The 22972-nt window shown below is 74.0% G+C and carries 16 protein-coding genes; 7 read left to right on the forward strand and 9 right to left on the reverse strand.

Annotated features, from left to right (window positions below; all coding sequences use genetic code 11):
* Positions 1–306: 306 nt before the first annotated feature.
* A complete protein-coding gene (locus V5O46_RS20140) occupies positions 307–1647 on the reverse strand; it encodes a helix-turn-helix domain-containing protein (protein ID WP_332886024.1) in 1341 nt (446 codons plus the stop codon).
* A 289-nt stretch (positions 1648–1936) separates the two neighbouring features.
* The gene (locus V5O46_RS20145) at positions 1937–2638 is read right to left on the reverse strand and encodes a 4'-phosphopantetheinyl transferase family protein (protein ID WP_332886025.1); all 702 of its coding nucleotides are present in this window, start codon (positions 2636–2638) and stop codon (positions 1937–1939) included.
* A gap of 135 nt (positions 2639–2773) precedes the next feature.
* Between V5O46_RS20145 and V5O46_RS20150 the strand changes: the two genes are divergently transcribed.
* The 5 genes from V5O46_RS20150 to V5O46_RS20170 all read left to right on the forward strand — a co-directional run bounded on the left by V5O46_RS20150 (position 2774) and on the right by V5O46_RS20170 (position 8303).
* The gene (locus V5O46_RS20150; protein ID WP_332886026.1) at positions 2774–3754 is read left to right on the forward strand and encodes a helix-turn-helix transcriptional regulator; all 981 of its coding nucleotides are present in this window, start codon (positions 2774–2776) and stop codon (positions 3752–3754) included.
* Between the two features lie 159 nt (positions 3755–3913).
* On the forward strand, positions 3914–5383 hold the full coding sequence (locus V5O46_RS20155; protein WP_332886027.1) for an MFS transporter: 1470 nt from the start codon (positions 3914–3916) through the stop codon (positions 5381–5383).
* 34 nt (positions 5384–5417) lie between these two features.
* Positions 5418–6446, forward strand: coding sequence for a 3-oxoacyl-[acyl-carrier-protein] synthase III C-terminal domain-containing protein (locus V5O46_RS20160; protein ID WP_332886028.1), 1029 nt, complete (start codon positions 5418–5420; stop codon positions 6444–6446).
* Positions 6447–6492: 46 nt separating this feature from the next.
* Positions 6493–6807, forward strand: coding sequence for an acyl carrier protein (locus V5O46_RS20165; RefSeq protein WP_332886029.1), 315 nt, complete (start codon positions 6493–6495; stop codon positions 6805–6807).
* On the forward strand, positions 6804–8303 hold the full coding sequence (locus V5O46_RS20170) for an AMP-binding protein (protein WP_332886030.1): 1500 nt from the start codon (positions 6804–6806) through the stop codon (positions 8301–8303). Before V5O46_RS20165 ends, V5O46_RS20170 begins: the two co-directional genes overlap by 4 nt.
* A gap of 68 nt (positions 8304–8371) precedes the next feature.
* Here V5O46_RS20170 and V5O46_RS20175 read toward each other — a convergent pair whose 3' ends face one another.
* Positions 8372–9328: an HAAS signaling domain-containing protein gene (locus tag V5O46_RS20175; protein WP_332886031.1), complete on the reverse strand. Its 957-nt coding sequence runs from the start codon at positions 9326–9328 to the stop codon at positions 8372–8374.
* Entirely contained in the window at positions 9325–9663 is a 339-nt protein-coding gene (locus V5O46_RS20180; RefSeq protein ID WP_332886032.1) for a PadR family transcriptional regulator, read from the reverse strand. The genes V5O46_RS20175 and V5O46_RS20180 overlap by 4 nt, the downstream gene beginning before the upstream one ends.
* Positions 9664–10169: 506 nt before the next feature.
* Between V5O46_RS20180 and V5O46_RS20185 the strand changes: the two genes are divergently transcribed.
* Positions 10170–11705, forward strand: coding sequence for an alanine/glycine:cation symporter family protein (locus V5O46_RS20185; RefSeq protein WP_332886033.1), 1536 nt, complete (start codon positions 10170–10172; stop codon positions 11703–11705).
* An 89-nt stretch (positions 11706–11794) separates the two neighbouring features.
* On the opposite strand, the gene V5O46_RS20190 is transcribed toward V5O46_RS20185, so the two are convergent.
* From V5O46_RS20190 to V5O46_RS20200, 3 genes are read right to left on the reverse strand one after another with little or no spacing between them, the layout of a single operon-like run.
* Positions 11795–12409: a hypothetical protein gene (locus V5O46_RS20190; protein WP_332886034.1), complete on the reverse strand. Its 615-nt coding sequence runs from the start codon at positions 12407–12409 to the stop codon at positions 11795–11797.
* Positions 12396–17486 (reverse strand): DNA repair ATPase, encoded by a 5091-nt coding sequence (locus V5O46_RS20195; RefSeq protein WP_332886035.1) that lies wholly within the window; start codon positions 17484–17486, stop codon positions 12396–12398. Before V5O46_RS20195 ends, V5O46_RS20190 begins: the two co-directional genes overlap by 14 nt.
* A gap of 10 nt (positions 17487–17496) precedes the next feature.
* Positions 17497–19539: a flotillin family protein gene (locus V5O46_RS20200; protein ID WP_332886036.1), complete on the reverse strand. Its 2043-nt coding sequence runs from the start codon at positions 19537–19539 to the stop codon at positions 17497–17499.
* A 319-nt stretch (positions 19540–19858) separates the two neighbouring features.
* On the opposite strand from V5O46_RS20200, the gene V5O46_RS20205 reads away from it, so the two are divergent.
* Positions 19859–20917, forward strand: coding sequence for a PucR family transcriptional regulator (locus V5O46_RS20205; RefSeq protein WP_332886037.1), 1059 nt, complete (start codon positions 19859–19861; stop codon positions 20915–20917).
* 28 nt (positions 20918–20945) lie between these two features.
* On the opposite strand, the gene V5O46_RS20210 is transcribed toward V5O46_RS20205, so the two are convergent.
* Both V5O46_RS20210 and V5O46_RS20215 read right to left on the reverse strand, forming a co-directional pair.
* Entirely contained in the window at positions 20946–21560 is a 615-nt protein-coding gene (locus V5O46_RS20210) for a DM13 domain-containing protein (protein WP_332886038.1), read from the reverse strand.
* Positions 21561–21649: 89 nt separating this feature from the next.
* Positions 21650–22360, reverse strand: coding sequence for a (2Fe-2S)-binding protein (locus V5O46_RS20215; RefSeq protein ID WP_332886039.1), 711 nt, complete (start codon positions 22358–22360; stop codon positions 21650–21652).
* Positions 22361–22972: the final 612 nt, after the last annotated feature.

Below are 22972 nucleotides of genomic sequence, written 5' to 3' on the forward strand. Positions count from 1 at the left end.
CACCCCGGCAACCTCTCCCGGACGACCCACGGACCGCACCCCGCCCGGCGCAGCTCCACCGCCTCACCCTGGGACGCGACGAGCCCCGGCACTGCGTCCCGGACGACTGGCGGCCGGAACCCCGCCCTGCGGCAGCACACCGCCGGGCGAGTCCAACCGCCTCGCCCCGGGGTGCGAGGGTCCCCGCGCCCGCCCAGGTGCTGCGGTCGCCGGCGCAGCAGTGCCGAGGTCGGTGTCCCCGCGGGGACGTCTCCGTGCGCTTCCGGCCGGGCGGGATGCGTGCCCGCCGCCGGAACGGGCGTCCGGTCAGGCGGCCGGGTGGGCCGCGCCCGCGGGGGCGGTCAGCGGGTGGGTGTGGTGCTCGTCCGTCTGCCGGCCCGGGGCGGCGGTCTGCTGCCGAGTGCCGGCCACGACATGCCGGACCAGGGCGTGGACGCGGTACTGGTACTGGTCCTGACGCAGCGTCTGGACCAGGGACGCGTCGGCGAGTTCGGCGAGCAGGTGGGCGACCTGGGGCGCCTGGCCGGCGGGCTCGGGGGAGGTGGCCCGGCGGCGGGCGGCGAGGACGTCGTCGAGTCCGAACCGGTCCGGCAGGGCGACCAGGTCGTGCAGCAGCCCACGGTGGGCCGCGGGCAGCAGGTCGTAGCTCCAGCGCACGCTGTCGGACAGGGTGCGGTGGGCGCTGAGCGCACCGGCGTCGACCTGGTCGAGGAGCGGGAAGAGGGTCTCCTCGCGCAGCAGTGAGCCGATCGGCAGCGACCGCAGCCGCTGCGCGGCGATCTCGATCGCCAGGGGTACGCCGTCCAGCAGCCGGCACAACGAGGTGACCTGCGGCAGATGCGGGGCGAGGTCCAGCGTCGGCAGGCTGGAGCGGACGCGCCGCAGCAGCAGTTCCACCGCACTCGGCGGTCCGGTGTCCCGGTCCCCGGGGCCGTCCGCGCACAGCGGTTGGACCTCCCAGCTCTCGGCGGCTCCGGCGGCCAGCGCGCGGCGCGAGGTGACCAGCAGATGCAGTCCGGGGTGGTCGTCGAGGAGCTGCCGGGCCAGCCGCGCGGTCTGCCGTACGACGCGCTCGGCGCCGTCCAGAACCAGCAGCCGGCGTCCGGTCCCGCCGGGCTCGCCGGTCAGGTTCTCGGTGAGGCGGACGAGCTGGGCGCGGGCGCGGACCGGCTCGATGTGCTCCGGCGTGCAGTCGTGCAGTTCGGCGACGGCGACGCCGTCCGGGAACAGCGCACGCAGCCGGGCGGCCGCCGCCAGGGCGAGCCTGGTCTTGCCCACCCCGCCGGGCCCGGTGAGGACGATCAGCCTGCTGCGCTGCGCGCAGGCGAGGATGTGCCGCATGTCGGCCTCGCGGCCCACCAGCGGATCGCCGGGCGGACGCGGCCCGTGCCACGGCGCGGGTGCCGTACGCTCCTCCTCGGCCGCGGTGCGCTGCGCCGGGATCAGTGCCCAGTCGCCGGTGCCCCAGACCGTGGCGCCGGCGGGCGCCGCCGGGGCCCCGCCCAGGGCGCTCAGCAGCAGTTCCACGGAGCTGCGCCGCGGGTTGGTGTTGGAGCCGGTCTCCAGATTCCGGATCGTGCGGACACTGACACCGGAACGCTCCGCGAGCTCTTCCTGCGTCCACCCCGTGATTCGTCGCTGATTCAACAGGAATTCACGCAGGTGGTGAACGTCCATTCTGCCGTAGGAAGCGAACTCGGCACGAATTGCCATTGACAGAATCCCCCTTGGAAATGAAACACGCATGGCCACGTGCACCCATCCCGCGAGTTGCGCGCACGGTGGCGCGCCGCACCCCTCTTCGGCCGGTGGGCCAGCTCAGGAGCGGTTGACCAGGTCCCCGCAGAGTCAACTCCGGCATGTCCATGTTTTGGCCAAGACCGGACCCTACTCGACCGAAACACCGAAAGGGAGTTCCCCTCCTTACAGGAAGGCGTCATATGACCGCTTGCTGCCACCCGGAGCCGACCGGAACAGCTGGTTCGGACCATTCCCGGACCGCCAGGCAGACGGCCGCCACAACATAACCGGAACGCAGCGCCCACCGCCCCCGGAACGCTCCGGCACCCTCCGGGAGCTCACCGTCGAACCAGCCGTCGGCGCGGGGCCGCACCACGAACTCCCGGAACCCGTGGCGTCGGCCCAGCCAGGGCGAGAACGCCTTGTAGGAGGCCTCCTTGGCGCAGAACACCAGCCGGTCGGGCGGCACCCCGGGATGCCCGCGCAGCAGTGCGGGCATCCCGGGGCGCCGCCGCTCGGCGTCCGGCAGGATCCGCGCGGCGACGGCGGGGGGCAGCGGCTCGGCCGGCTCGGCGTCCAGACCGAGCCCGGCGAACTCCCCGGCGCGCGCCACCAGCGCCGCCCGGTAGCCGGGGCAGTGGGTGAGACTGCCGACCGCTCCGCGCGGCCACCGCGGAGCGCCCGATACATCCGGAACCAGTGGCTCCGCAGGGATCTCCAGCCGCTCCAGCGCCCTGCGCGCACACCCCCGTACCGTGGTGAACTCCCGCCGCCGCTCCCCCGACACTCCTTCCAGCAAGGCCTGTTCGGCCGGGAACAGACTGATGGCGGCCTCGGGGCCGCGGTCCCCGTACGCCTCGCACAGCTCGACGCCGGGTGGAACCAGATCGACGATCACAGCGTTCCTCCACGGGAAGGACGGCCGGTCCGCACGGACCGCACCGCAGATGCTCCTGCACGTGTGCGGGCAACGTGTGAAGATGACCGACGGTCCGAGGAGTGACAGGCTACGGGGACACGGGGGTGTGACTCCATGCTGCAGAGGTTAGGGCTCGACCGGCTCACCGACGCGGTGTACAAGCAGCTCATCGCGGGACGGCACCGGGGAGTCGAGGAACTCGCCGACCACCTCGGCGTCCGCGCCGACGATGTGCGGCTCGCGCTGGAACAGCTCGCGAAACTGGACCTGTTACAGCCCTCCGGCGAGGGCCTGGGCGAGCTGGCCGACCCCCGCCTGGCGCTCAAGGCCCTGCTGCTGCGGCAGATGACCGGGATCGAGGACCGGCTGCGGGAGTTCGAGGAGGACCGCGCCACCGTGATGGGTCTCATCGACCGGTACGCGGAGGCCCGGCCCGGCGGCGCGGAACCCGGCTGCGAGTACGTGACCGGCCGCGCGGCCGTCGCGGACCGGCTGTGCCGGCTGTCCCGGGCGGCGGGCAGCGAGTGGCTGGCCTTCCTGCCGGACGGCTCGCCCTCGGTGAGCTGGCTGGAACCCCTCCAGCAGGTGCACGGCCAGGTGCTGGCCTGCGGCACGGAGGCCAGGGTGGTCACCACGGACAGCATCCGCAGCGACGCCCGCGCCGCCCTGCGCGCCGCCTGGAAGGGCGAACCGGGCGGCAGGGTGCGCACGGTGCCGTCACTGCCGGTGCACCTGCTCCTGGTCGACCGCTGCCACGCGCTGCTGCCCGCCGACCCCGCCGACCCGTGGCACAGCGTCCTCCAGGTCACCACGCCCGGTGCGGTCGAGGCGCTCACCTCCCTGTTCGAGGGCATCTGGGAGGACGCCGTGCCGCTCGGCTCGGCCGGTCCCGGCGTGGACGAACACGGGCTCAGCCCGCGGGAGAAGGAGCTGCTGCGGCTGCTGGCGCGGGGCCTGAACGACGAGGCCATCCGCCGGCGGCTCGGCGTCTCGCTGCGCACGGTGCGCCGGATCGTCGCCGAGCTGTGCGTCCGGCTCGGGGCGGCCAGCCGGTTCGAGGCCGGGTACCAGGCGGCCAAGCGCGGCTGGATCTGACCGGCCCCCACCCGAGCGGCAGCGGCGGCAACTTGCCGCCCCGGGAGTTGCCGGTGCGCTGCCTGGCCGGGCCCGTGACGCGTCGACCAGCATGCTGGTCGGGATCCGCGGCAGCGGCCCGGACCAGCGAGCGCGTGAGCGGATGGGGGACGGACGACGATGGTGCGGTCACGTCCCGGCCAGGACGAACCGGCCGAGCCGGCGGAGCGGACCGAGCCGGCCGGGCGCGCCGGGCAGGCCGGCTCCGGCGTGGCCGGCCCCGCCGGGAAGCCGCCGTCGCTGTGGCGGGACCGGGACTACCTGGTCTGGTGGTCCGGTGAGGGCCTGTCGGCGCTCGGCACCAGCGTCTCCACGCTCGCCTTCCCGCTGCTCATGCTGTACGCGACCGGATCGGCGGCACAGGCCGGCACCATCACCGTGCTGCACATGCTGGGCCGGCTCGGCACCCTGGTGCTGGGCGGCGCCCTGTCGGACCGGGTGTCGCGCCGGGCGCTGCTGTGTCTGGCCGCGCTGGTCGAGGCGCTGTCGATGGGGGCCGTCGCCTGGCTGGTGTACCGGGGCGACCCGTCGGTCCTGGGACTGGACGCGCTGGCACTGGTCAGCGGGCTCGCGGCCGGGCTGCGGTCGGGAGTCACCTCGCCGGTGCTGCGCCGGATCGTGCCCAAGGAGCGGATCGCCGACGCCACCGCGCAGGGCATGGGCCGCGACATGCTGGCCCAGCTGCTCGGCGCCCCGCTGGGCGGCCTGCTGTACTCGGTGGCCCGCTGGGTGCCGTTCCTGTTCGACGCGGTCTCGTTCCTGTTCATCACGCTGGGCTCGCTGCTCATCCGCCGGCCGCTGGGCCCGGACCGGCGGGGCGGCGAGGAGTCCCGGCCCGGTCTGGCCGCGGACGTCAAGGACGGGCTGCGCATGATCAGGCGCAGCGACTACCTGGTGTTCACGCTGGCCTGGGGCGCGGTGCTCAATGCGGTGGCCCAGGGCTTCATGCTGCTGTTCGTGGTGATCGTGCAGCACCGGGGCGGCGGGCCGACCACGGTCGGCGTGGTGACCTCGATGGCGGTCGCCGGCGGGGTGCTCGGCGCCGTCGCCGGACCCTGGCTGATGCGGCGGATCGGCGCCCGCCGGGTGCTTCTGCTGTCCGCCTGGCTGTTCACGGCGTCCTTCGCGGCCGTCGCGGTGGTGCCCCGGCCCTGGCAGATCGGCCTGGTGATGATGATCGGCATGACCAGCATGGTCCCGATGAACGTGGTCACCGAGTCCTACGAGGTCCGCTTGGTGCCGGACGCCTATCTGGGCCGGGTCGCCGCCACCGGGCAGTTCGGCTTCCAGGCGGTGCAGTGGACCGGCCCGCTGGTGGCGGGCGTGCTCGCCGACGTGCTGGGCGTGGAGCCGGCGGTGCTGATCCTGGCCGCCGCCATGGCCGTGCTGGCGCTCGTCCTGCATCTGGCCCGGCGCCGGCTCACCGTGCTGGACACCCCGTTGGCCGAGGTCGAGGAGCTCCCGGCGCCGGACGGCACTCCTCCGTCCGAGCCGGACGGCCCGCACGTGGAGCACCGGGAGCCCCCGCACCAGGGACCGCCGTCCGACGCCGCCGTCCTCACCCGCCCGTCGAAGGGCGAGGCGGGCTGAGCCGAACCACCGTCCAGCAGTGAAGGGACCGCACATGGGCACGTCAGCGGAGTTGGGCATCGTCACCACCGGCATGGCCTTCGGCGAACGGCACGGGGTGGCGGCGACCGCCGCCGACCATGTGCCCGACCCCGAGGCGGTCACGGCCCTCGGCTACGACACCTACCACCGCGCCACGCCCGGGGTCACCGCCACCGACTTGGCGGCCGAGGCCGCCCGGGAGGCGCTGGAGAGCGCCGATCTCGCCGCGGCGGACCTCGATCTGATCGTCGTCGGCAACTCGGACGTCCCGGACTACCTGGGCTGGGACCCCTCGGCGGCGGTGGCCCGGGCGCTGGGCGCGCACGGCACGCCCACCGTGCTCTTCACCCAGGCGTGCGCCGCCTGGTCGCCGGCGCTGGACCACGCCGCCGGCGCCATGGCCCTCTCACCCGGCACCGACACCGTGCTGGTGGTACTGGTCAACGTGGTGAGCGAGGCGCACAGCAACCGCATGGACTTCAACGGCTGTGTTGCCAGCGACGGCGCCGTCGCCGCCGTGCTCCGCCGCGGCCATCCGCGGCTGCGCCGGCTGGCCTCGGCGCAGTTCACCAACCCCGAGTACGCGGACCTGTTCCGCATCGAGTACGGCGGGGCCGCGGCGCCGTTGCCGCCGCCGGGCCGCGGGCTGCACGACGTCAGCCCGATGGCCTCCGTCTACCGGCACTTCGGGCGGGACCCGGAGCGCTTCCAGGCGTTCATGAAGGAGATCACCGGGCGGCTCTCCGACGTGGTCGACGAGGCCCTGGCCCGCGCGGGGCGGGAGCGCTCGGAGCTGACCCGGCTGATCCATCTCAACGACAACCAGCAGACGTTCCGCGCGGTGGCCGACGCCGTCGGCATCCCGCTCGAGCGCACCAACGCCGAACTGGCCCGCTCCCTGGGCCATATGGGCGCCGCCGACCAGCTGGTCTGCCTCTGGCGGCACATCGAGGCCGGCGAACTGGCCCTCGGGGACCTGGTGGCGCTCACCGGCGTCGCCTCCCCGGGCATGCACTGGTTCTGCACGATCGTCGAAGTGTGAGGCCGCGGCACCCGGCATGCCAGCCCCCTGGAAAGGACCCACCGACATGGCCGCCGATCCCCCCGCAGCGCCGGCGCTGCCCTCCGCCCCCTCCGAGGCGGACATCGCCGCCTTCGTGGCCGAGCGCTTCCTGCCCGGCGTCGACGCCGCCGAACTGGACCCGGAGTACGACCTGCTCGCCACCGCCGTGGTGGACAGCCTCGGGGTGCTGCACATCGCGGCCTGGCTGTCCGACGCGCACGGAGTCGACCTGCCCGACGAGGAGCTGACCGGGCGGAACTTCCGTACCGTACGCGCCGTCCGGGCCACGGCCGGGCGGGCGGCGGCCCGGCGGGCGGCGGCCGGGGAGGGGCGCGCATGACCCGCCCGCTGCCGCTGGCCGCCGCGTTCGCCGCCCGCGCCGCGGAACGGCCGTCCGATGCCGCGCTCCTCTGGGAGGGCCGCGCGGTCACCTACGGCGAGCTGTACGCGATGGCCGGCCGGGCCCGCGCCCAGGTGGAGGCCGCGGCACCGCGTCCGGACGGCCCGGTGGGGCTCAGGGTGCGCAAGTCGCCGGAGACGGTGGCGCTGGTGCTGGGCTGTCTGATGGCGGGCCGCAGTCTCCTGCTGCCCTCGCACGAACTGCCCGACCTGCCGCTCAAGGAGCTGTACCGGCAGGCCGGGTGCGCGGTCGTGCTCGGTCTGGCCGAGGACCCGCTGGTGGACGTCGTGGTGGAGCCCTCGGTACCGGCCGCCGGGGTCCGTCCGGAGCCGCGCCCGCCGGCCGAGGTGGCCGAGGACGCCACCGGGTTCCTGCTGACCACCTCCGGCTCCACCGGGCTGCCCAAGATCGTGCCGCTGTCGCAGGGTGCGGTGGCGCGGTTCACGGAGTGGGCGGCCGGGACCTTCGCCCTCGCCCCGGGCACCCGGGTCCTCAACTACGCGCCGTTCAACTTCGACCTGTGTCTGCTCGATGTGTGGAGCACCCTGGCGTCCGGCGGCACGGTGGTGCTGGCGGACCCCGAGCGGGGCACCTCGGCGGGCTATCTGCACGGGCTGGTCGCCGAGCACCGGGTGACGCTGGTCCAGGGCGTGCCGCTGCTGTTCGAGCTGCTCGCCCGGGGTGCGGCCGAGGCGGGGCCGCTGACCACGCCGGAGTATCTGGTCTTCGCGGGCGAGGCGATGCCGGCCCGGGTGCTGGCGGGACTGCCGCCGGTGTTCCCGGACGCCCGCTGGTTCAACAACTACGGCTGCACGGAGACCAACAACAGCTTCCTGTACGAGGTGGACCGCACCCGGCCGGTGCCGGCGCCGCTGCCGATCGGCAGCCCGCTGCCCGGCGTGGACTGGCTGATCGCCGGTGCGGACGGGCGTGCGCTGACCGGTCCCGGCCAGGGCGAGCTGCTGGTCAGCACCCCGTTCCAGACGGCGGGTTACGTCAATGTGCCGGACGGCGGGAGGTTCGGTCCGCATCCCGACGGCGTTCCCGGGCGGGTGTACTACCGCAGCGGCGACGTGGTCCGGCGGGACGATGACGGCTCGCTGAGCGTGCTCGGGCGGACCGACCACCTGGTCAAGGTGCGCGGCACACAGGTCAGCACCCAGCAGGTGGAGAGCATCCTGCTGGAGCATCCGGCGGTGGCCGAGGTGGCGGTGGTGGCGCTGCCGGATCCGGTGGCCGGGCACCGGCTGCACGCGCGGCTGCGGCTGACCGAGCCGGGCGGGGCGGGGGTCCTGGCGCTGCGTCGGTACTGCGCGGAGCGGGCGGCGCGGGCGGCCGTGCCGAGCGTGTTCGAGACGGTGTCGGAGCCGCTGCCGCGGACCTCGACCGGCAAGATCGACCGCAACCGGATCCGCGAGTCGCTGGCGACGGCATGACGGAGAGGGCGAAGGGAGGCTGTCCGGCCGGGCCGGACAGCCCCCCCTTCGGGGTTGCTCCGCGAAGGTCAGCCGCGCGCGGTGCGGAAGGCCTTCACCACGGAACTGGCGCCGATGGCGAGGACGATGACCGCCGCCCCGGTGTAGACGGGCCCAGGGGACTCCCAGAGGGTCGTGGCGTCGGCGAGGAACTCCGGGTTGAACAGCTCCTGCCGGTACAGCACCCAGGCCAGCGGCAGGGTGAACAGTGCCTGGGCGGCGGCGTGCCAGCCGGCCAGCCGGAGGGTCCAGCCGCGTCCGGCCACCCGGGCGATCCCGGTCGCGGCGAGTGCGACGAGCCCGGCCAGCACCGGCCAGATCCAGCCCGACCACAGGGCAGGGTTCAGCACCTCCAGGTGCTTGCCGTCCCCTGCGGCGGCGCCGTCGGCCCAGTAGGGCTCGGCGGTGTGCTGCCAGAGGATCAGCGCGAACAGCAGGACGTCCCAGGCCACCGCCGCCAGTGCCGCGACGCCGCCCCGGTCGGGCTCCCGGAGGTCCGGCAGTTCGTCGGGCGTCCAGCGGGCCGCTCCGGCGGTGCCGCGGCGGTGGCGGACCCGCTCCGTCACGGCGAACACCAGCGTGGTCGCGGCGACCAGCTGGGCGCCGACGCCGATCAGGGTGCCGACGCCGACCCGCAGGGCGGCGCCGAGGTCGTCGCTGTCGGCGACCTCCAGCAGCGTCAGGGCGAGGGTGAGGGCGGGCAGCACCGTGGTCAGCAGGGTGACCAGTACCCGTATGTACGCGGGGTACAGGTCGGGGCCGATCAGGGCGAGCGGCCGCTCGGTGTACCGGGCCGCGTACCGCACCGGGTCGCCCAGCTCGCTGAGCACCTCCCGCTCGGCCCGCCCGGGGTCGTCGGCGCCGCGGCCCTCGATGGTGTCGGCGATGGTGGCGCGGAGCTCTTCGGCGATGTCGTCCCGCTGGTCGGCCGGCAGCCGCCGGACGACCTCGTGGACATAGCGCTCCGTGAGCACCCCCGTACTCATGCGGTCTCCTTGGTCAGTCGTGAGATCGAGGCGACGAGGTCCTGCCATTCGCGCACCAGGCCCGCGCGGACGCGGTCGCCGTCGGGGCTGGTGCGGTAGAACTTGCGCGGCCGGGACTCGTCGGTGTTCCACTCGCTGGTGAGCAGCCCCTGCTTCTCCAGGCGCCGCAGCAGTGGGTAGAGCGTGTTGCCGTCGACGGTGACCCCCGCGCCGTTGAGCGTCTCCAGGAGCGCATAGCCGTACTGCGGTTGCCGGAGCAGCGCGAGACAGGCGAGCACCACGGTCCCGCGGCGCAGCTCCTGCGCCTGGCTCAGGGCGAGTTCTTCTACGGACACGACTTACACATTACTGTGTGACACACATTATTGTCACCTCCCCGAGCACCGCGCGGCTCCACCGTCCCGGCGGCGGCCGGGACGGTACGGGGCACGGCAGACCCGGGGGCGAACGGCGGGGGGCGCCGGCCCGACCCGGGGCCGTCGATACGCTCACGACTGTTTGAACAGCCAATTAGTGTCCGGTGAACGGACTTTGCGTCCCGGATAACGGTCCGATTGCGATCCCCGGCCTTATCGCAGGTCACGGTCCGTAATGTGATTCGCGTCACTCAAATTTTCGTGAACCTCATGGTAGAACTGCGCAACTCCGCAGGTGGCACGACACCTCGTCATCCGCGGAGTGTCGGCGCACAAGTCGACTGCACGACCAGGGTGATCACGTTCCGACTCCGCGGACGTCCCCACCCGGGGTCGCCGAACGGACAACGGCGTTCGCTCTAAGACCGCACATCTCGCCGATGCAAACTCCCCTAGCGTCGGTCCTGCGCATCGAGGTAGCCACTGTGTCACTCGAATCCTTCACCAACTCCGTGGACGAAGCCGTCAGCGGATTCTTCGAGCCCGTAGCCTCCTGGCTCGGCGAAAAGGTCTTCTACTCCGTACCAGTGGGAGGTACGGAATTCCCGCTCATCGTGGCCTGGCTCGTGATCGCGGGTCTCGTGTTCACCGGGTGGTTCGGGTTCGTCCAGCTCCGCAAGTTCCGGCTCGCCGTCGACGTGGTGCGCGGCAAGTACGACGAGAAGGGGTCGACCGGTGAGGTCAACCACTTCCAGGCGCTGACCGCCGCCGTCTCCGGCACGGTCGGGCTCGGCAACATCGCGGGTGTGGCCGTGGCGGTCTCCATCGGTGGCGCCGGCGCCACCTTCTGGATGATCCTCTGCGGTCTGCTGGGCATGGCCTCCAAGTTCGTCGAGGTCACCCTCGGTGTGAAGTACCGCGAGGTGCACGCGGACGGCACCGTCTCCGGTGGCCCGATGCACTACCTGCCCAAGGGCCTGACCGAGCGCTTCGGCAAGAACGGCAAGACCCTCGGCAAGGTCCTCGCCGTGCTCGCCTCCGGCATGATCCTCTTCTTCGGTCTCTTCGGCGGCAACCTCTTCCAGGTCAACCAGTCCTACGCGCAGCTGGTCTCCGTCACCGGCGGCGAGGACGGCGCGATCGGCTCCTCGACGGGCGCCCTGTTCTTCGGTGTCCTGATCGCCGCGCTCGTCGGCATCGTGCTGCTGGGCGGCATCCGCTCGATCGCCAACGTCACCAGCCGGCTCGTCCCGGCCATGGCCGGCATCTACATCGCGGGCTGCCTGATCGTCATCCTGGTCAACGTCACCGCAGTCCCGGACGCCGTCGCCACGATCATCGAGGGTGCCTTCAACCCCGAGGGCGTCGCAGGTGGTGTGCTCGGCGCGCTGATCATCGGTTTCAAGCGGGCCGCGTTCTCCAACGAGGCCGGTCTCGGCTCCGCCCCGATCGCCCACTCCGCGGTCAAGACCAAGCACCCCGCCAGCGAGGGCCTGGTCGCCCTGCTCGAGCCGTTCATCGACACCGTCGTCATCTGCACCATGACCGCGCTGACCATCGTCATCGCCAACCCGGCCAGCTGGGGCGAGGCCCGTGCCGGTGAGAGCATCGGCGGCGTCACGATCACCTCCGACGCCTTCGAGACGGTCATCCCCTGGTTCCCGTACATCCTCACCGTCGCGGTGCTGCTGTTCGCCCTCTCCACCGTGCTGACCTGGGGCTACTACTGCCTCAAGGCCTGGACGTACCTGTTCGGCCGCAGCAAGGCCAGCGAGCTGACCTTCAAGGTCGTCTACACGCTCGTCGCGGTCGCGGGTGCGCTGCTCACGCTGCAGACGCTGATCGACCTGGCCGACGCGGTGCTGTTCATGCTCGCCGTCATCAACATCATCGGCCTGTACCTGCTCGCCCCGGTCGTCAAGCGCGAGCTGAACACCTTCCTGGAGTACGTCCGGTCCCGCCGGGCCGGCGACACGGACGGCCAGGACGAGGACGAGGAGCCGGTGAAGAGCACCGTCTGACCGTCCTCGGGCAAGACCGCAGAGCGGCCCGCCTGCCACCACGCACCGTGGTGGCAGGCGGGCCGCTCGCCGTGTGCGCACCGATCCGGTCAGACCGCCCCGCCCAGCTCCAGTACGGCCGCCACGTACAGACAGATCGCCGACACCTCCAGAACGAGGACGAGGCCCGTGTGCAGCACGAGCCGGCCGGGCCGCCCGGACCCGAGGAACGCCCGCGCCGCCGCGCTCACCCGGGGCGCCGGGCCCGCCGGGGACCGCTGCAGCGCCCCGCGCAGCACCCTGCGCCCGGCGGCGGAGGTCACCCCGAGCCGTACCCCGTCGGCGTCCCGGACGAGGACCGTGTGGTCGGCCCCGCCGTACGAGAACGCCGTCACCAGGCGGACGTCCACCAGACGCCGCGGATCGACCGAGCGCACGCCGGTGAGGGTCCGCGCGGTCATCCGGGCCGCCGAGTGCCGGGCCGGCCGCAGCTCCTCGCACAGTCCCCCGGACAGCAGCACCACCCCGCACACCGGTCCCGCCAGCAGCCCCAGCACCACGCCCACCGGGCGGGTCGCGGCCAGGGAGCACAGGAGGCAGGGCAGTACCAGCAGCGCCAGCAGCAGGGCCGTACCCGCACGGGCCCGGCGACGGGCCTCCGCCGCCCCCGGCGGGTCCCCGAGCGCGCGCAGCGGCCGGCCGCTGCCGTGCTCAGTGCGGCCCATGGCCGGGGCCCCGCCCGGCGGGCCGGCCGTTGGGGACGGTCATGAGGTGGTGGCGGGGGTCGGAGACCCGCCGGATCGCCGACTCCACGGCCGCGACCCGGTCGGCGAGCAGCCCCAGCGCGGCCACCGCGCGGGTGAGGGGATCCCCCTCGGGGCCGCCCAGCGTCTGTGTCCGCACATACGCCGCCCTGACCTCCGCCCAGCGGGCCGCCCGCTCGGCGGTGAGGGTGCCGCGCAGCTCGGCCAGCCGGAGCAGACCGGCCTCCGCGCCGGTGGCCAGCGCCTGCGCCTCGGCCGTGTAGTGGTCCTCGATCACGGCGGCCAGCTCGGCGTCGTTCATCACCGGCCGGATCCGCTGGGCGATCTTGTTCATGTTGCGGTACGAGCCCTGCAGCCGGAACGGCGGCTCGGTACGGGCCGCCTCCGCCTGGGCCGCCGAGGCGATGTAGGCGGCGTTCACCGCCAGGACCGTCTCCCGGGCGGTGAGCAGATGCCGCAGCACGGCCAGGATCCGCTCCAGCTCGGCCGGCGGATACGGGTGGGTCAGCCGGTCGGCGCGCGCCGTGGGGTCACCGGCGGCCAGCCGCACGAGCAGGTCCAGGTCGGCGCGGTCGCGGCCGGCCAGCGGGGCCAGCACCGGGTTGGCGGTGAGGGCGTTCTCCACGAAGCTCGCGGCGAAGGCGTCCTCCTTGCCGGTCAGTACCTCGCCGAGGTTCCAGACGTCGGCCCGGTTGGCGAGCATGTCGGGCACCTGGAACCGGCCACCGGACTCGGTGTAGGGGTTGCCCGCCATGCACACCGCGAACCGCTTGCCCCGCAGGTCGTAGCTGCGCGGCTGCCCGTCCCGGACGCCCTCGATCCGGCGGGTGGCGTCGCACAGCGGGATGAACCGCTGCAGCAGCTCGGGCGAGGTGTGCTGGATGTCGTCGAGGTAGAGCAGGACGTTGTTGCCCGCCTCCAGCGCGAAGTTGATCTTCTCGACCTCGCGGCGGGCCGTGGCGTCGGGTGCCTCGGCCGGGTCGAGGGAGGTGACGGCGTGGCCGAGGGCGGGGCCGTCGACCTTGACCAGGATCAGGCCGAGCCGCTCGGCGACGTACTCCATGAGCGTCGTCTTGCCGTAGCCGGGCGGGGAGACCAGCAGCAGCAGTCCGCCGGTGCCGGGCCGGCCGGGCTGCCCGGCCTCCCCCGCCGTGCCGAGCTGCTTGGCGAGGCTGTCGCCGACCAGCGGCAGGTACACCTCGTCGACCAGTCGGCCGCGCACGAACGTGGACAGCACCCGCGGCCGGTAGGCGTCCAGGCCCAGCCGGGCCCGTTCGGCCGCCACCAGGGCGCTGCGCCGCCGCTGGTGGGCGCGGTGACCGGGCACGTCGCGGTCGCGGAACCGGCGGGTGCGCGCGAGCAGCTCGTCGACGCGGACGGTGAGCGACCGGCCCCGGACACGGGGGTGGCTGCCGAGGAGGCCCTCGACGGTCTCGGCGAGCGGCGCGTCCGAGAGGTACCGGGTCAGCCCGGGGCAGAGCTCGGCGGCGACCGCCTCGGCCAGGTCTCCGGGGGACGGATCGGTGCCGGTGGACTCCGCGTACGCGGACAGCCAGGCGGTGGCCAGGTGCCGGCGGGCGTCGAGGTCGGGCAGGGCGGCCAGGTCGTCGTCGTAGGCGCGGGCGTCCACGGCGCGGCGGAAGGAGTCCAGCAGCTCCCGGGTGCCGGCCGCGAGGACGAACCCGTCGGGGCCGCCGGTCAGCTCCTGGAGCAGGTAGTCCGCGGCGGCGTCCGCCGTGTCGCCGCCGATCGCCTCGGCCAGCTCGCCGCGCAGGCCGCCGAGGGCGGGCGCGGTGCCGAAGGTGTCCCGGGCACGGGCCAGCGACACCGCGCGCCGGTTCCAGGCCGCGCGGGCCTCGGCGGTGGTGCCGTGCGCCCAGAACAGCTGGGCGGCGGCGCGGGCGGCGGCCTCGTGGCGCAGCGGGCCCGCGCCCTCGTGCAGCCGGAGCAGCGCGGCCAGGATCAGGGTGGCGTCGTGGTCGTGGACGCCGCGCTCGTAGCCCTCGTCGTACGCGGCCTCGGCGGCCTGCCGGACCAGGCCGGCGAGATCGCCGGTGCGGGCGAGTGCGGCCGGGCCGTGCTCGTCGAGCAGCCGGGCGGCGAGATGTTCGGCCCGGTAGACCCCGGGCGACTCCGACGGCAGGGGGCGGTCCCGGTATTGGCGGTCCGCGGTGAGCTCGGGGTCGGTGACCGGGGCGCGGTAGTCGGTGCCGGTCAGGGCGAGCGCGAGGCCGTCGCCGTGCGGGACGAGGGTGAGGTCGAGGGGCTGGGTGTTGACGGCGAAGCGATGGGCGCCGAGGCGGAGGGTGCGGCCGTCGTCGGTGTACAGGTCGGTGCGGTCGCGCAGGGCGCGCAGGGCCTGGCGGTGGGCGGCGGTGAGCCTGCCGTCGAGTTCCTCGGCGCGCCCCGCCTCGTCCAGTCCGCGCAGTTCCCCGGCGAGCCGGCGGACCTTGGCGGGCATCGGGTCGGAGCTGAAGTACGCGGCGATCGCGTCCGCGTCGGGCAGCGCCGCGGCGCGCCGGGTGAGCGTGGTCAGCACCCGGTCCGCGGAGTCGGCGAGCCGTTCGGCGCGGCGGGCGCGGGCGTCGGCGAGGGTCTGCTTGCGGGCGGCGAAGGCCTCGTGCAGCTCGTCACGCTTGTCGGCGAGCTCGGTCAGGAAGCCGTCGTGCTCGGCGAACCGGGACTCCAGGTTCTCCAGCTGCACCAGCAGCCCGGCGAGCTGCTCGTCGCAGGCCCGCGGGCTGTCCGCGGCGGCCAGCGCCCCGGTGACGGCCTGGCCGAGCAGGGCGAACTCGGCGGCGAACGCGGCCCGCCCCTCGGCCTGGAGCAGTTCGCGGCGGCGGGCGTCGAGCGTGGCGCGGGCCCGGTTGGCGCCGCCGAGCACCTCGGCGATCCGCTCCAGTACCGCGGTGCGTACCGTGGCGTCGCCGGCGTCCAGCCCGGCGACTACCTCGGTGACCGTGCGCAGCCCGTCGGCGAGTCCGTCCAGCCGCTCCGCGACCGGCGCGGCCTCGGCGACGGTGGCGACCGCCTCGGCGTCGGCGACCAGCTGTTCGATGTCCGCGTGCTGCCCGGCGAAGGCGTCCTCGCGGGCCAGGTGCTCGACGGCCCGCCGGCCGAAGCCGGCGAGATCGGCCTCGGCGCCGGCGGCGAGCGCGTCGATGCGGTCGGTGTCGGCGTACCGCAGGTCCTTGAGGGTGAGCAGCTGCCCCTGGGCCCGGCGCAGACCGGTCAGTCCGGCGACCCACTCGGCGGCGCCCCGGGGTACCTCGCCGCGCAGCCGCCGCACCACTGCGGCGAGGCTCTCCTCTGCCTCGTCGAGGGCCTCGGCGGCCTGCCGGGTGAGTGCCCGGACGGTCTCGAACTCGGCCAGCACCTGCTCGGCCGTCTGCCTGACCTGTGCCAGCGGGGTGTGCAGATCGCCCAGTTCGGGCTCGGCGAGCCAGTGGTGGGCGTCGGCGGTGCGGACACAGGCGGCGGCGAGCTCGGCGTACACCTCGCCGGTGGGGGTGGTGTCGGCGACGGCGCGGGCCACGGACAGGCAGTCGGAGACGGCGCGCACCAGGTCGGCGTTGCCGACACGGGCGAGCGGCCCGGTGCCGACGGGGCGGGCGGCGGCGTGGGTGTCGGAGACGTACGGGGAGCGCCACACCTGGACGGGGTGGACGCGCTGCGGGGCGTCGCCCTCGGTGCGCAGCAGCACCAGGGTGCCGTCGTCGAACAGCGCCCAGCCGCGGCAGGGCAGCGGGGTGGCGATCTCCTTGCGGATCAGGTGGTAGGGCAGCAGCAGGCTGCGGCCGGCGCCGGGGGCGTGGAACGCGTACAGCACGTCCTCGCCGTTCGGGGAGCGGATCTCCCGCTCGAACTCCAGGCCGGTGGGGTCCAGGTCGAAGGTCTTGTGGCCGCCGGTGGCCAGGCAGTAGCCGCCGGGGAAGACGACGCCCTGGTCGTCGGGGAGACGGCGGCAGCCCTGCCCGATGCCGTCGAGGCGGACGACGGCCCTGGTGAGGGTGTTGAAGACCAGGTGGCGGTCGGTGTCCTCCTTGTAGGGGCGGATCCGCAGCAGGATCAGCGCGCCGACCCGGGCGTGCGCGATGTCGGCGTCGGCGAGCGACTGCAGCGGCTCGTCGACCGGTTCGGCGTGGATGCCGTCCGGGGTCCCGGTGTCGTTCTCGGTCTTGACCGTGAGGGCACCGCCGACGGTGGAGACGAACACCTCGTCCGCGACGGAGACGTGCGGATGGCGGCCGAGTACGTGGTCCTCGCGGGTGGCCGCGGTCCACTCCACGTCGTGCGCGGGCGGCCGGACGTGGTCCCGCTCGCCGCGTGCGTCCAGGAAGGAGACGGGCCCTTCCTCCGGCACGGACCAGCGCAGCACCCGGATGTCCGTGGCCTTCTCGCCGGTGCGGAAGACGGCCAGCAGCTTGCCGGGCAGCCGGCGCAGCCGCTCCGGGCGGGCCTGCCGGAAGTAGCGGTGCAGGGCCCCGCACTCGCGGACGAAGTCCGCGTCGTCCAGCAGGCCGGGCACCGCGCCGGACGGCAGCCGCTCCAGGTCGCGGCCGTGCAGGGCGAGGACGTCGGCGACGCCGGTGCCCTCGCCGCGGCCGGGAACGGTCTCGTAGCCGAAGAGCAGGGTGTCGCCGACGACGGTGATGTCCCGGGGCACCGCGGTGTGCTCGGTACGCAGCCGCTCGGTGCCGGCCAGCTCCAGCCGCTGCGACCCGAACTCCTCGGTGCGGCGGGCGTCGAGGGCCTCGGCGCGGCGGGCCAGTTCGGCGGCCTGCGCGGTGAGCCGGTCGCGCAGCACCTCGTAGGTGCCGGTGTCCAGGTCCGTGCCGCCGGAGCCAGGTCCGGCGGCGGCAGGGTCCGAGCCGGTGGAACCGGTCCCCGGACGGGTGCCGGTCCGCGGACGGGCGGTGCCGGACGCCTGGCCGGTGGAGCCGGACGCCGGACGAGCGGTCGAGCCGGACGCCGGACGAGCGATGCCGGACGCCTGGCCGGTGGAGCCGGACGCCTGGCCGGTGGAGCCGGTGGTCATGGGGTCCCTCTCAGGAGTGTCGGACCGCGCCGTTGGCCATCGCGGTCAGCGGCCGGTCGGCCAGGCCGAGTTCGTCCGCCTTGTCGAGGAGGACCTTCAGCTGCCCGGCGTCGGCGCCGCCGGCGTTCATCAGCCGCATCAGCAGCGCGGACACGGTGAGGTTCTGCACGTCGCCGGTGGACAGCGAGCCGAGGACGCGGGTCAGGTCGGCGGTGAAGTCGGCCGAGCCGTTCAGCCAGGGACCGGCCAGCGCCTGTGCGGTCTCGGAGTTCTGGACGAAGCCGTCGACGCCCTTGCCGAGCGCGACCGAGGACAGCAGCCGGTCGAAGAAGACCGACTCGCCGCCGACGATGTCGATGTCGGCGTTCTCCAGACCGGTGGCGAGCACCGTGGCCTGTGCCTCCGCGACCTGCCGGTGCACCTCGAGACCGGCCAGCCGGATGTCCTTCTCGGCCTCCAGGCGCAGCCGGTACTCCTCGTGCCCCCGGGAGGCCTCGTCCAGTGCGGCCATCGCCGCAGCCTTCTCGGTCAGGCCCTGTGCCTCGGCCTTGAGCTTCTCTCCGACGGCAGCGGCCTCCGCGAGCGCCCGCGCCTTCGCCCCCTCCGCCTCGGCGCGCAGGCGTGCCTCGGTGGCCTCGGCCTCGGCACGGCCGGCCTTCTCGATGACCTCGGCCTCCTTGTCGCGGACCTGCACGGCGGCCAGCCCCTCGGCGGCGGCCTCCGCCTGGATGCCCTCGGCGAGCCGCTGCTTGGCCTTGGCCTCCAGGTCGGCGGCCTTCATCTGCGCCTCGGCGAGGGTGAGCTGCTCGGCGGCGCGGTGGGCGGCGGCCTGTTCGGCGGCCTCGGCGGCCTTGATGTCCTTGACGAGCCGCTCCTGCGCCTCGGCCTCGGCGGCGATCACCACGGCCTGCCGCTGCCGCTCGGCCTCCTCCACGGCGCGCAGCTTCTTGATGGACTCCTCCTGCTCGGCGACCGTGCGGTCCACGGCGACCCGCTCCCGCACGACCTCGGCGATCTGCCGCTTCTCGGCCTCGACCTCCTTCTCGGCGGCGATCCGGGTCAGGTCCGTCTCCCGGTCCCGGGCGATGACCTCGAGCAGCCGGTCCTTCTCGATGCGCTCGTTCTCGACGGCGATGACCCGCTCGCGGTTCTTCGCGGCGACGGCGACCTCGCGGGCCTGGTTCTCGCGCTGCACACCGAGCTGCTCCTCGGTGGCGAGGAACGCCGACTGGGCGCGCAGCCGCTCCTCCTCCACCACCCGGGCGGTCTCGGCCTCCTCGCGGGCGCGTACGGTCTCGATCTCCCGCTTCTGCCGGATCTCCGCGTCGGCCTGCCTGCGCTCCAGCTCCAGCACCGCCTCACGGGCGTCGACGTTCTGCCGGGTGATCTCCTTCTCCTCGGTGCGCTGCGCCTCGTTGGTGCGGACGTGCTCCACCGCGGTCAGCTCGGTGATCTTGCGGATGCCCTGAGCGTCGAGGACGTTCGCCGGGTCGAGCTGGGTGAGCGGCGTCTGCTCCAGGAAGTCGATCGCGGCGTCCTCCAGGTGGTAGCCGTTCAGGTCGACGCCGATGACCTCGATGATCCGGTAACGCAGCTCCTCGCGCTTGGTGTACAGGTCGGTGAAGTCCATCTGCTTGCCGACGGTCTTCAGCGCCTCGGAGAACTTGGCGTGGAACAGCTCCTGCAGCGTGTTCCGGTCGCTGGCGCGGGCCGTGCCGACGGCCTGGGCGACCCGGATGACGTCCTCCACGGTCTTGTTGACCTTCACGAAGAACGAGATCCGGATGTCGGCGCGGATGTTGTCCCGGCAGATCAGGCCCTCCCGGCCGGCCCGGGTGATCTCGATGGTCTTCACCGAGATGTCCATCACCTCGGCCCGGTGCAGCACCGGCAGCACGACCTGTCCGGTGAAGGTCACGTCGACCTTGCGCAGCTTGGAGACGATCAGTGCCTTGCCCTGGTCCACCTTGCGGAACAGCCGGGTGAGGACGAGGAAGGCGAGCAGGACGAGGGCGACGGCGAGCACACCGAGGCCCAAGGTGATGGGATTCATGGGATACGTCCTTGTGGCGGGCGAAATGTCCGTGCGGCGGAGTGAAGCGGTACGGCGGGAGAGCGGGCGGTGCGAGGAGTGCCGTGGGCGGCGGTCGCACGCGGGCCCGGCGCGCGGCTCGACCGGGTTCCGGTGCCGGGCGTCTGCCGGGGTCCGGCAGACGCCCGGCACCGGAACCATCCGCTGTGCTCCCCGTACGTCATGGTGCCGCCGCGGGGCCTTCGGTCGCATTGCCGGAACCAAGCAGAGTTCATTAGGGTCTGCATGCCGGTCAGCCGCTGAGGAACCGTCAGCGGCGCGTCAGAGAAGCGGGGGAGATGTGGCGGAGCGGGAAATTCCGGAGCAGTATCTGGACGGGTACGCCCTGATCCTGGCCGAGGCCGCGGCCACCGGCCGCCGACTGACCCGGGACGAGATCGCCTCCCGGCGAGTCCTGGGCGAGCAGGCCGCGGAGGCCGGGTACGGGCTGCGCACCCTGGTGAGCGCCCATCTGTCCGCCGCCCGCGAGGCCTGGCCCCGCACCCCGGGCTCGGCGGACCGGGCGCTGGCCACCGTCCAGCAGGCCGTCGACGCGTTCGCCGAGGGTTACGAGCGGGCGCAGCGGATCGCGGTGCGCCAGGAGGAGGCGGCCCGCCGGGAGTTCATCGACGACCTGCTCTACGGCCGCTCCGACCTGGGCCGGCTCGCCGAGCGTGCGGAGCGCTTCGGGCTGCGGCTGTCGCACGCCCATGCGGTGGCCGTGGCGCAGGGCCCGGACTCCTACGACGAGGGCCACGCGGTGCCGCGCCGGGTCGAGCACGCGCTGATATCGCGCTTCGGGGACCGCAGCATCCTGCTGACCACCAAGGACGGGCGGCTGCTGTGCATCGCGCCGGGCCACCAGGACGAGATCCTCACCCACTTCGCCAAGCAGGCTCACGCGGCCACCGACGGCGGCCGGGTCGCCATCGGCCGGCCCCAGCCCGGCCCCGGCGGGGTCGTGCACAGCTACGAGGAGGCCTTGAACGCCCTGGAGCTGGCGGAGCGCCTCGAGCTTGACGACCCGGTGCTGCGCGCCGCCGACCTGCTGGTCTACCCGGTGCTCACCCGGGACCGGCAGGCCATGTCCGACCTCGTGGTGAACACTTTGGGCCCGCTGACCGGCGCCCGGGGCGGTGCCCGGCCGCTGCTGGACACGCTCACCGCGTACTTCGACTCCGGCTGTGTCGCCGCCGAGGCGGCCCGCCGGCTGGCGCTGAGCGTGCGCGCCCTGACCTACCGTCTGGAGCGCATCCACCAGCTCACCGGCGCCAACCCGGCCGACCCGGCGCACCGGTACATGCTGCAGACGGCGGTGATCGGCGCCCGGCTGCTGGACTGGCCCGCGCAGCCCGTCTGACCGGCCGGGCGCCGCTCCCCACCGGGCCTCAGGCGCGGGCGAGTTCGGCGGCGCCGAAGGAGACGTCGAAGCGGTCGCACCAGATGCTCACGCTGCTGTACTTGGACAGGTCGACGTCCTCGGGCACGGTGTAGTTCTGGCTGCCCTTGTTGCCCTTGAGCTTTCCGAGGCTGACGTAGGCGCCGTCGTCGAAGACGTGCCAGCCGGCCCGGCCCTCCTTGACGGGCGCGTCGGTCAGCCACACCCGCAGGTCGGGTCCGTTGCTGGTGTCGAGGTTCTCCAGCCGGACGACATGGCTGCCGTCGGCGAGCCGGACCAGCTTCACGGACCCGGAGGTGGCGTGCTCGTGGCTGATCAGTTCGCCGCCGGCCAGCGTCTGCGGCCCGGCGGGCGCGCTGGGCGAGGCAGCGGTGTCGGCGGACGGCTCCGCCGGGGCCCCGGCGGGCGAGTCTCCCGGCGCCGGGGCGGACGGGTCGGCCGGAGCGGAGGTGCTCACCGCGCCGGGCAGCGCCTCCTCGACCGTCTCGTCCTGCCACAGCTTCCACGGCTGGAACCAGTACAGCCCGAAGCCGGCCCCGGCCACGGCCACCACCAGCACCCCGATGACCCACGGCCTGCCCAGGGCCTGTCGCACACGTACCATTCCCGCCTCGCTTCGTCGGATCCTGCTGTCGTCGTCCCATTCAACGCAACGGAGGGCCGCTGCGGATCCCGGGAGAGATGACGGAAACCTTACGTTCCGCTCCGCCGGCCCGGCCCGGTGAGGACACAGTCGCCGCAGTAGCCCCCGCCCCGGACCCGGTAGTACAGGCAGCAACTGCTGCGCCGGTAGGTGGTGAGCGGGTCGGTGCCGTGGGTGCCGGAGCTCGCGAGCGGCTCGCGGGCCAGCAGGGCGGTGGCCGGGCCGAGCGGCGGGCAGGGGGCGGCGGGGCGCCGGTCCCGCAGCACCCGGACGGCGCCGAGCAGTGCGGAGGCCGCGTTGCCGGGCAGCACCTTGGCGGACAGCCCGCAGTCGCGGCGCAACGCCTCCCCCAGGGGCCGCAGATTGGCGCCGACGACGGTGCCGTACAACCCGTCGGCGACATCGGCCTCAGGCAGCGCGGCCGGTTCGGGCAGCCACAGCTCGATGGGGCCGCTGTCGGGGGTGCGCCACCACAGCCGGTCGGGCGACAGGTCGGGGACCCGGCCGGTCAGCGCCGCGGTGGCGAGGGCGACCGACCAGAGCCGGGCGGCGATGCCGATGTGCAGCGTGGACGCGGCCACCCTGCGCTGCACGGTGTCCAGCCGCCGGCCCACCTCCGCCACATACGCCGAGAGGACCGCCGGGTCCGTGTACAGCGCGGTGAGCGGCCGGAAGAGCCCGGCGTCGGCACGGGGGCCGGCGGCCACGGCGAAGTAGGGGCCGACGTCCGACACGTCGGCGAGGGTGTCCGGCGTCATCATGGGCTGCGCACCTTCCGGGGTCGGGTCCGGCCCGATCGTGCCGGACGTCCCGGAGCCGCGCCAGGTCGCCTCGCCGTTCCGGCGGCCTCGGGCCGGCACCGGGCTCGGTGGCTGTCGGGCGGGGCAGGGGGGCCGGGTCACCTGATCGGGACCGCAGATGGTCGCTGCCACCGCCTGACCGGAGCGCACGGCCCGTGACCGGGGCAAACGGCCCTGGTCGGAGTACACGGCCACTACCCCTGCCAGCCCGTCCCGCCGCCGCCCCGCGGACGGGCAGGCAGCCGCATCCGCACCCGGAATCCGCCGCCCTCCGGTCCTGCGGTCAGCTCCCCGCCCAGCAGGGCGGCCCGCTCGCCGAGGCCCAGCAGCCCGTGGCCGCCGCCGGGCAGGGCGTCCGGGCGCGTGCTTGACGGCGTCGGTCAGGGACTCCTGCACGGCCCGGTACAGGGTCTGCTGCACCACCGTGGGCAGCGCCTCCGGACCCGTCCTCCGTGTGTCGCATGAGGCATGGGCGGGGTTCGTCGGGCAGGCCTGACGGTCGTACGTGCGCAAGGAACCCCTGCCGCCCCGGAGAGGAGCGGCAGGGGTTCTCGCGTACCGGGGAAGGCGGCC

Origin of the sequence: Streptomyces poriticola (assembly GCF_036689765.1) — a bacterium.
GTDB classification, from domain to species: Bacteria; Actinomycetota; Actinomycetes; order Streptomycetales; family Streptomycetaceae; genus Streptomyces; species Streptomyces poriticola.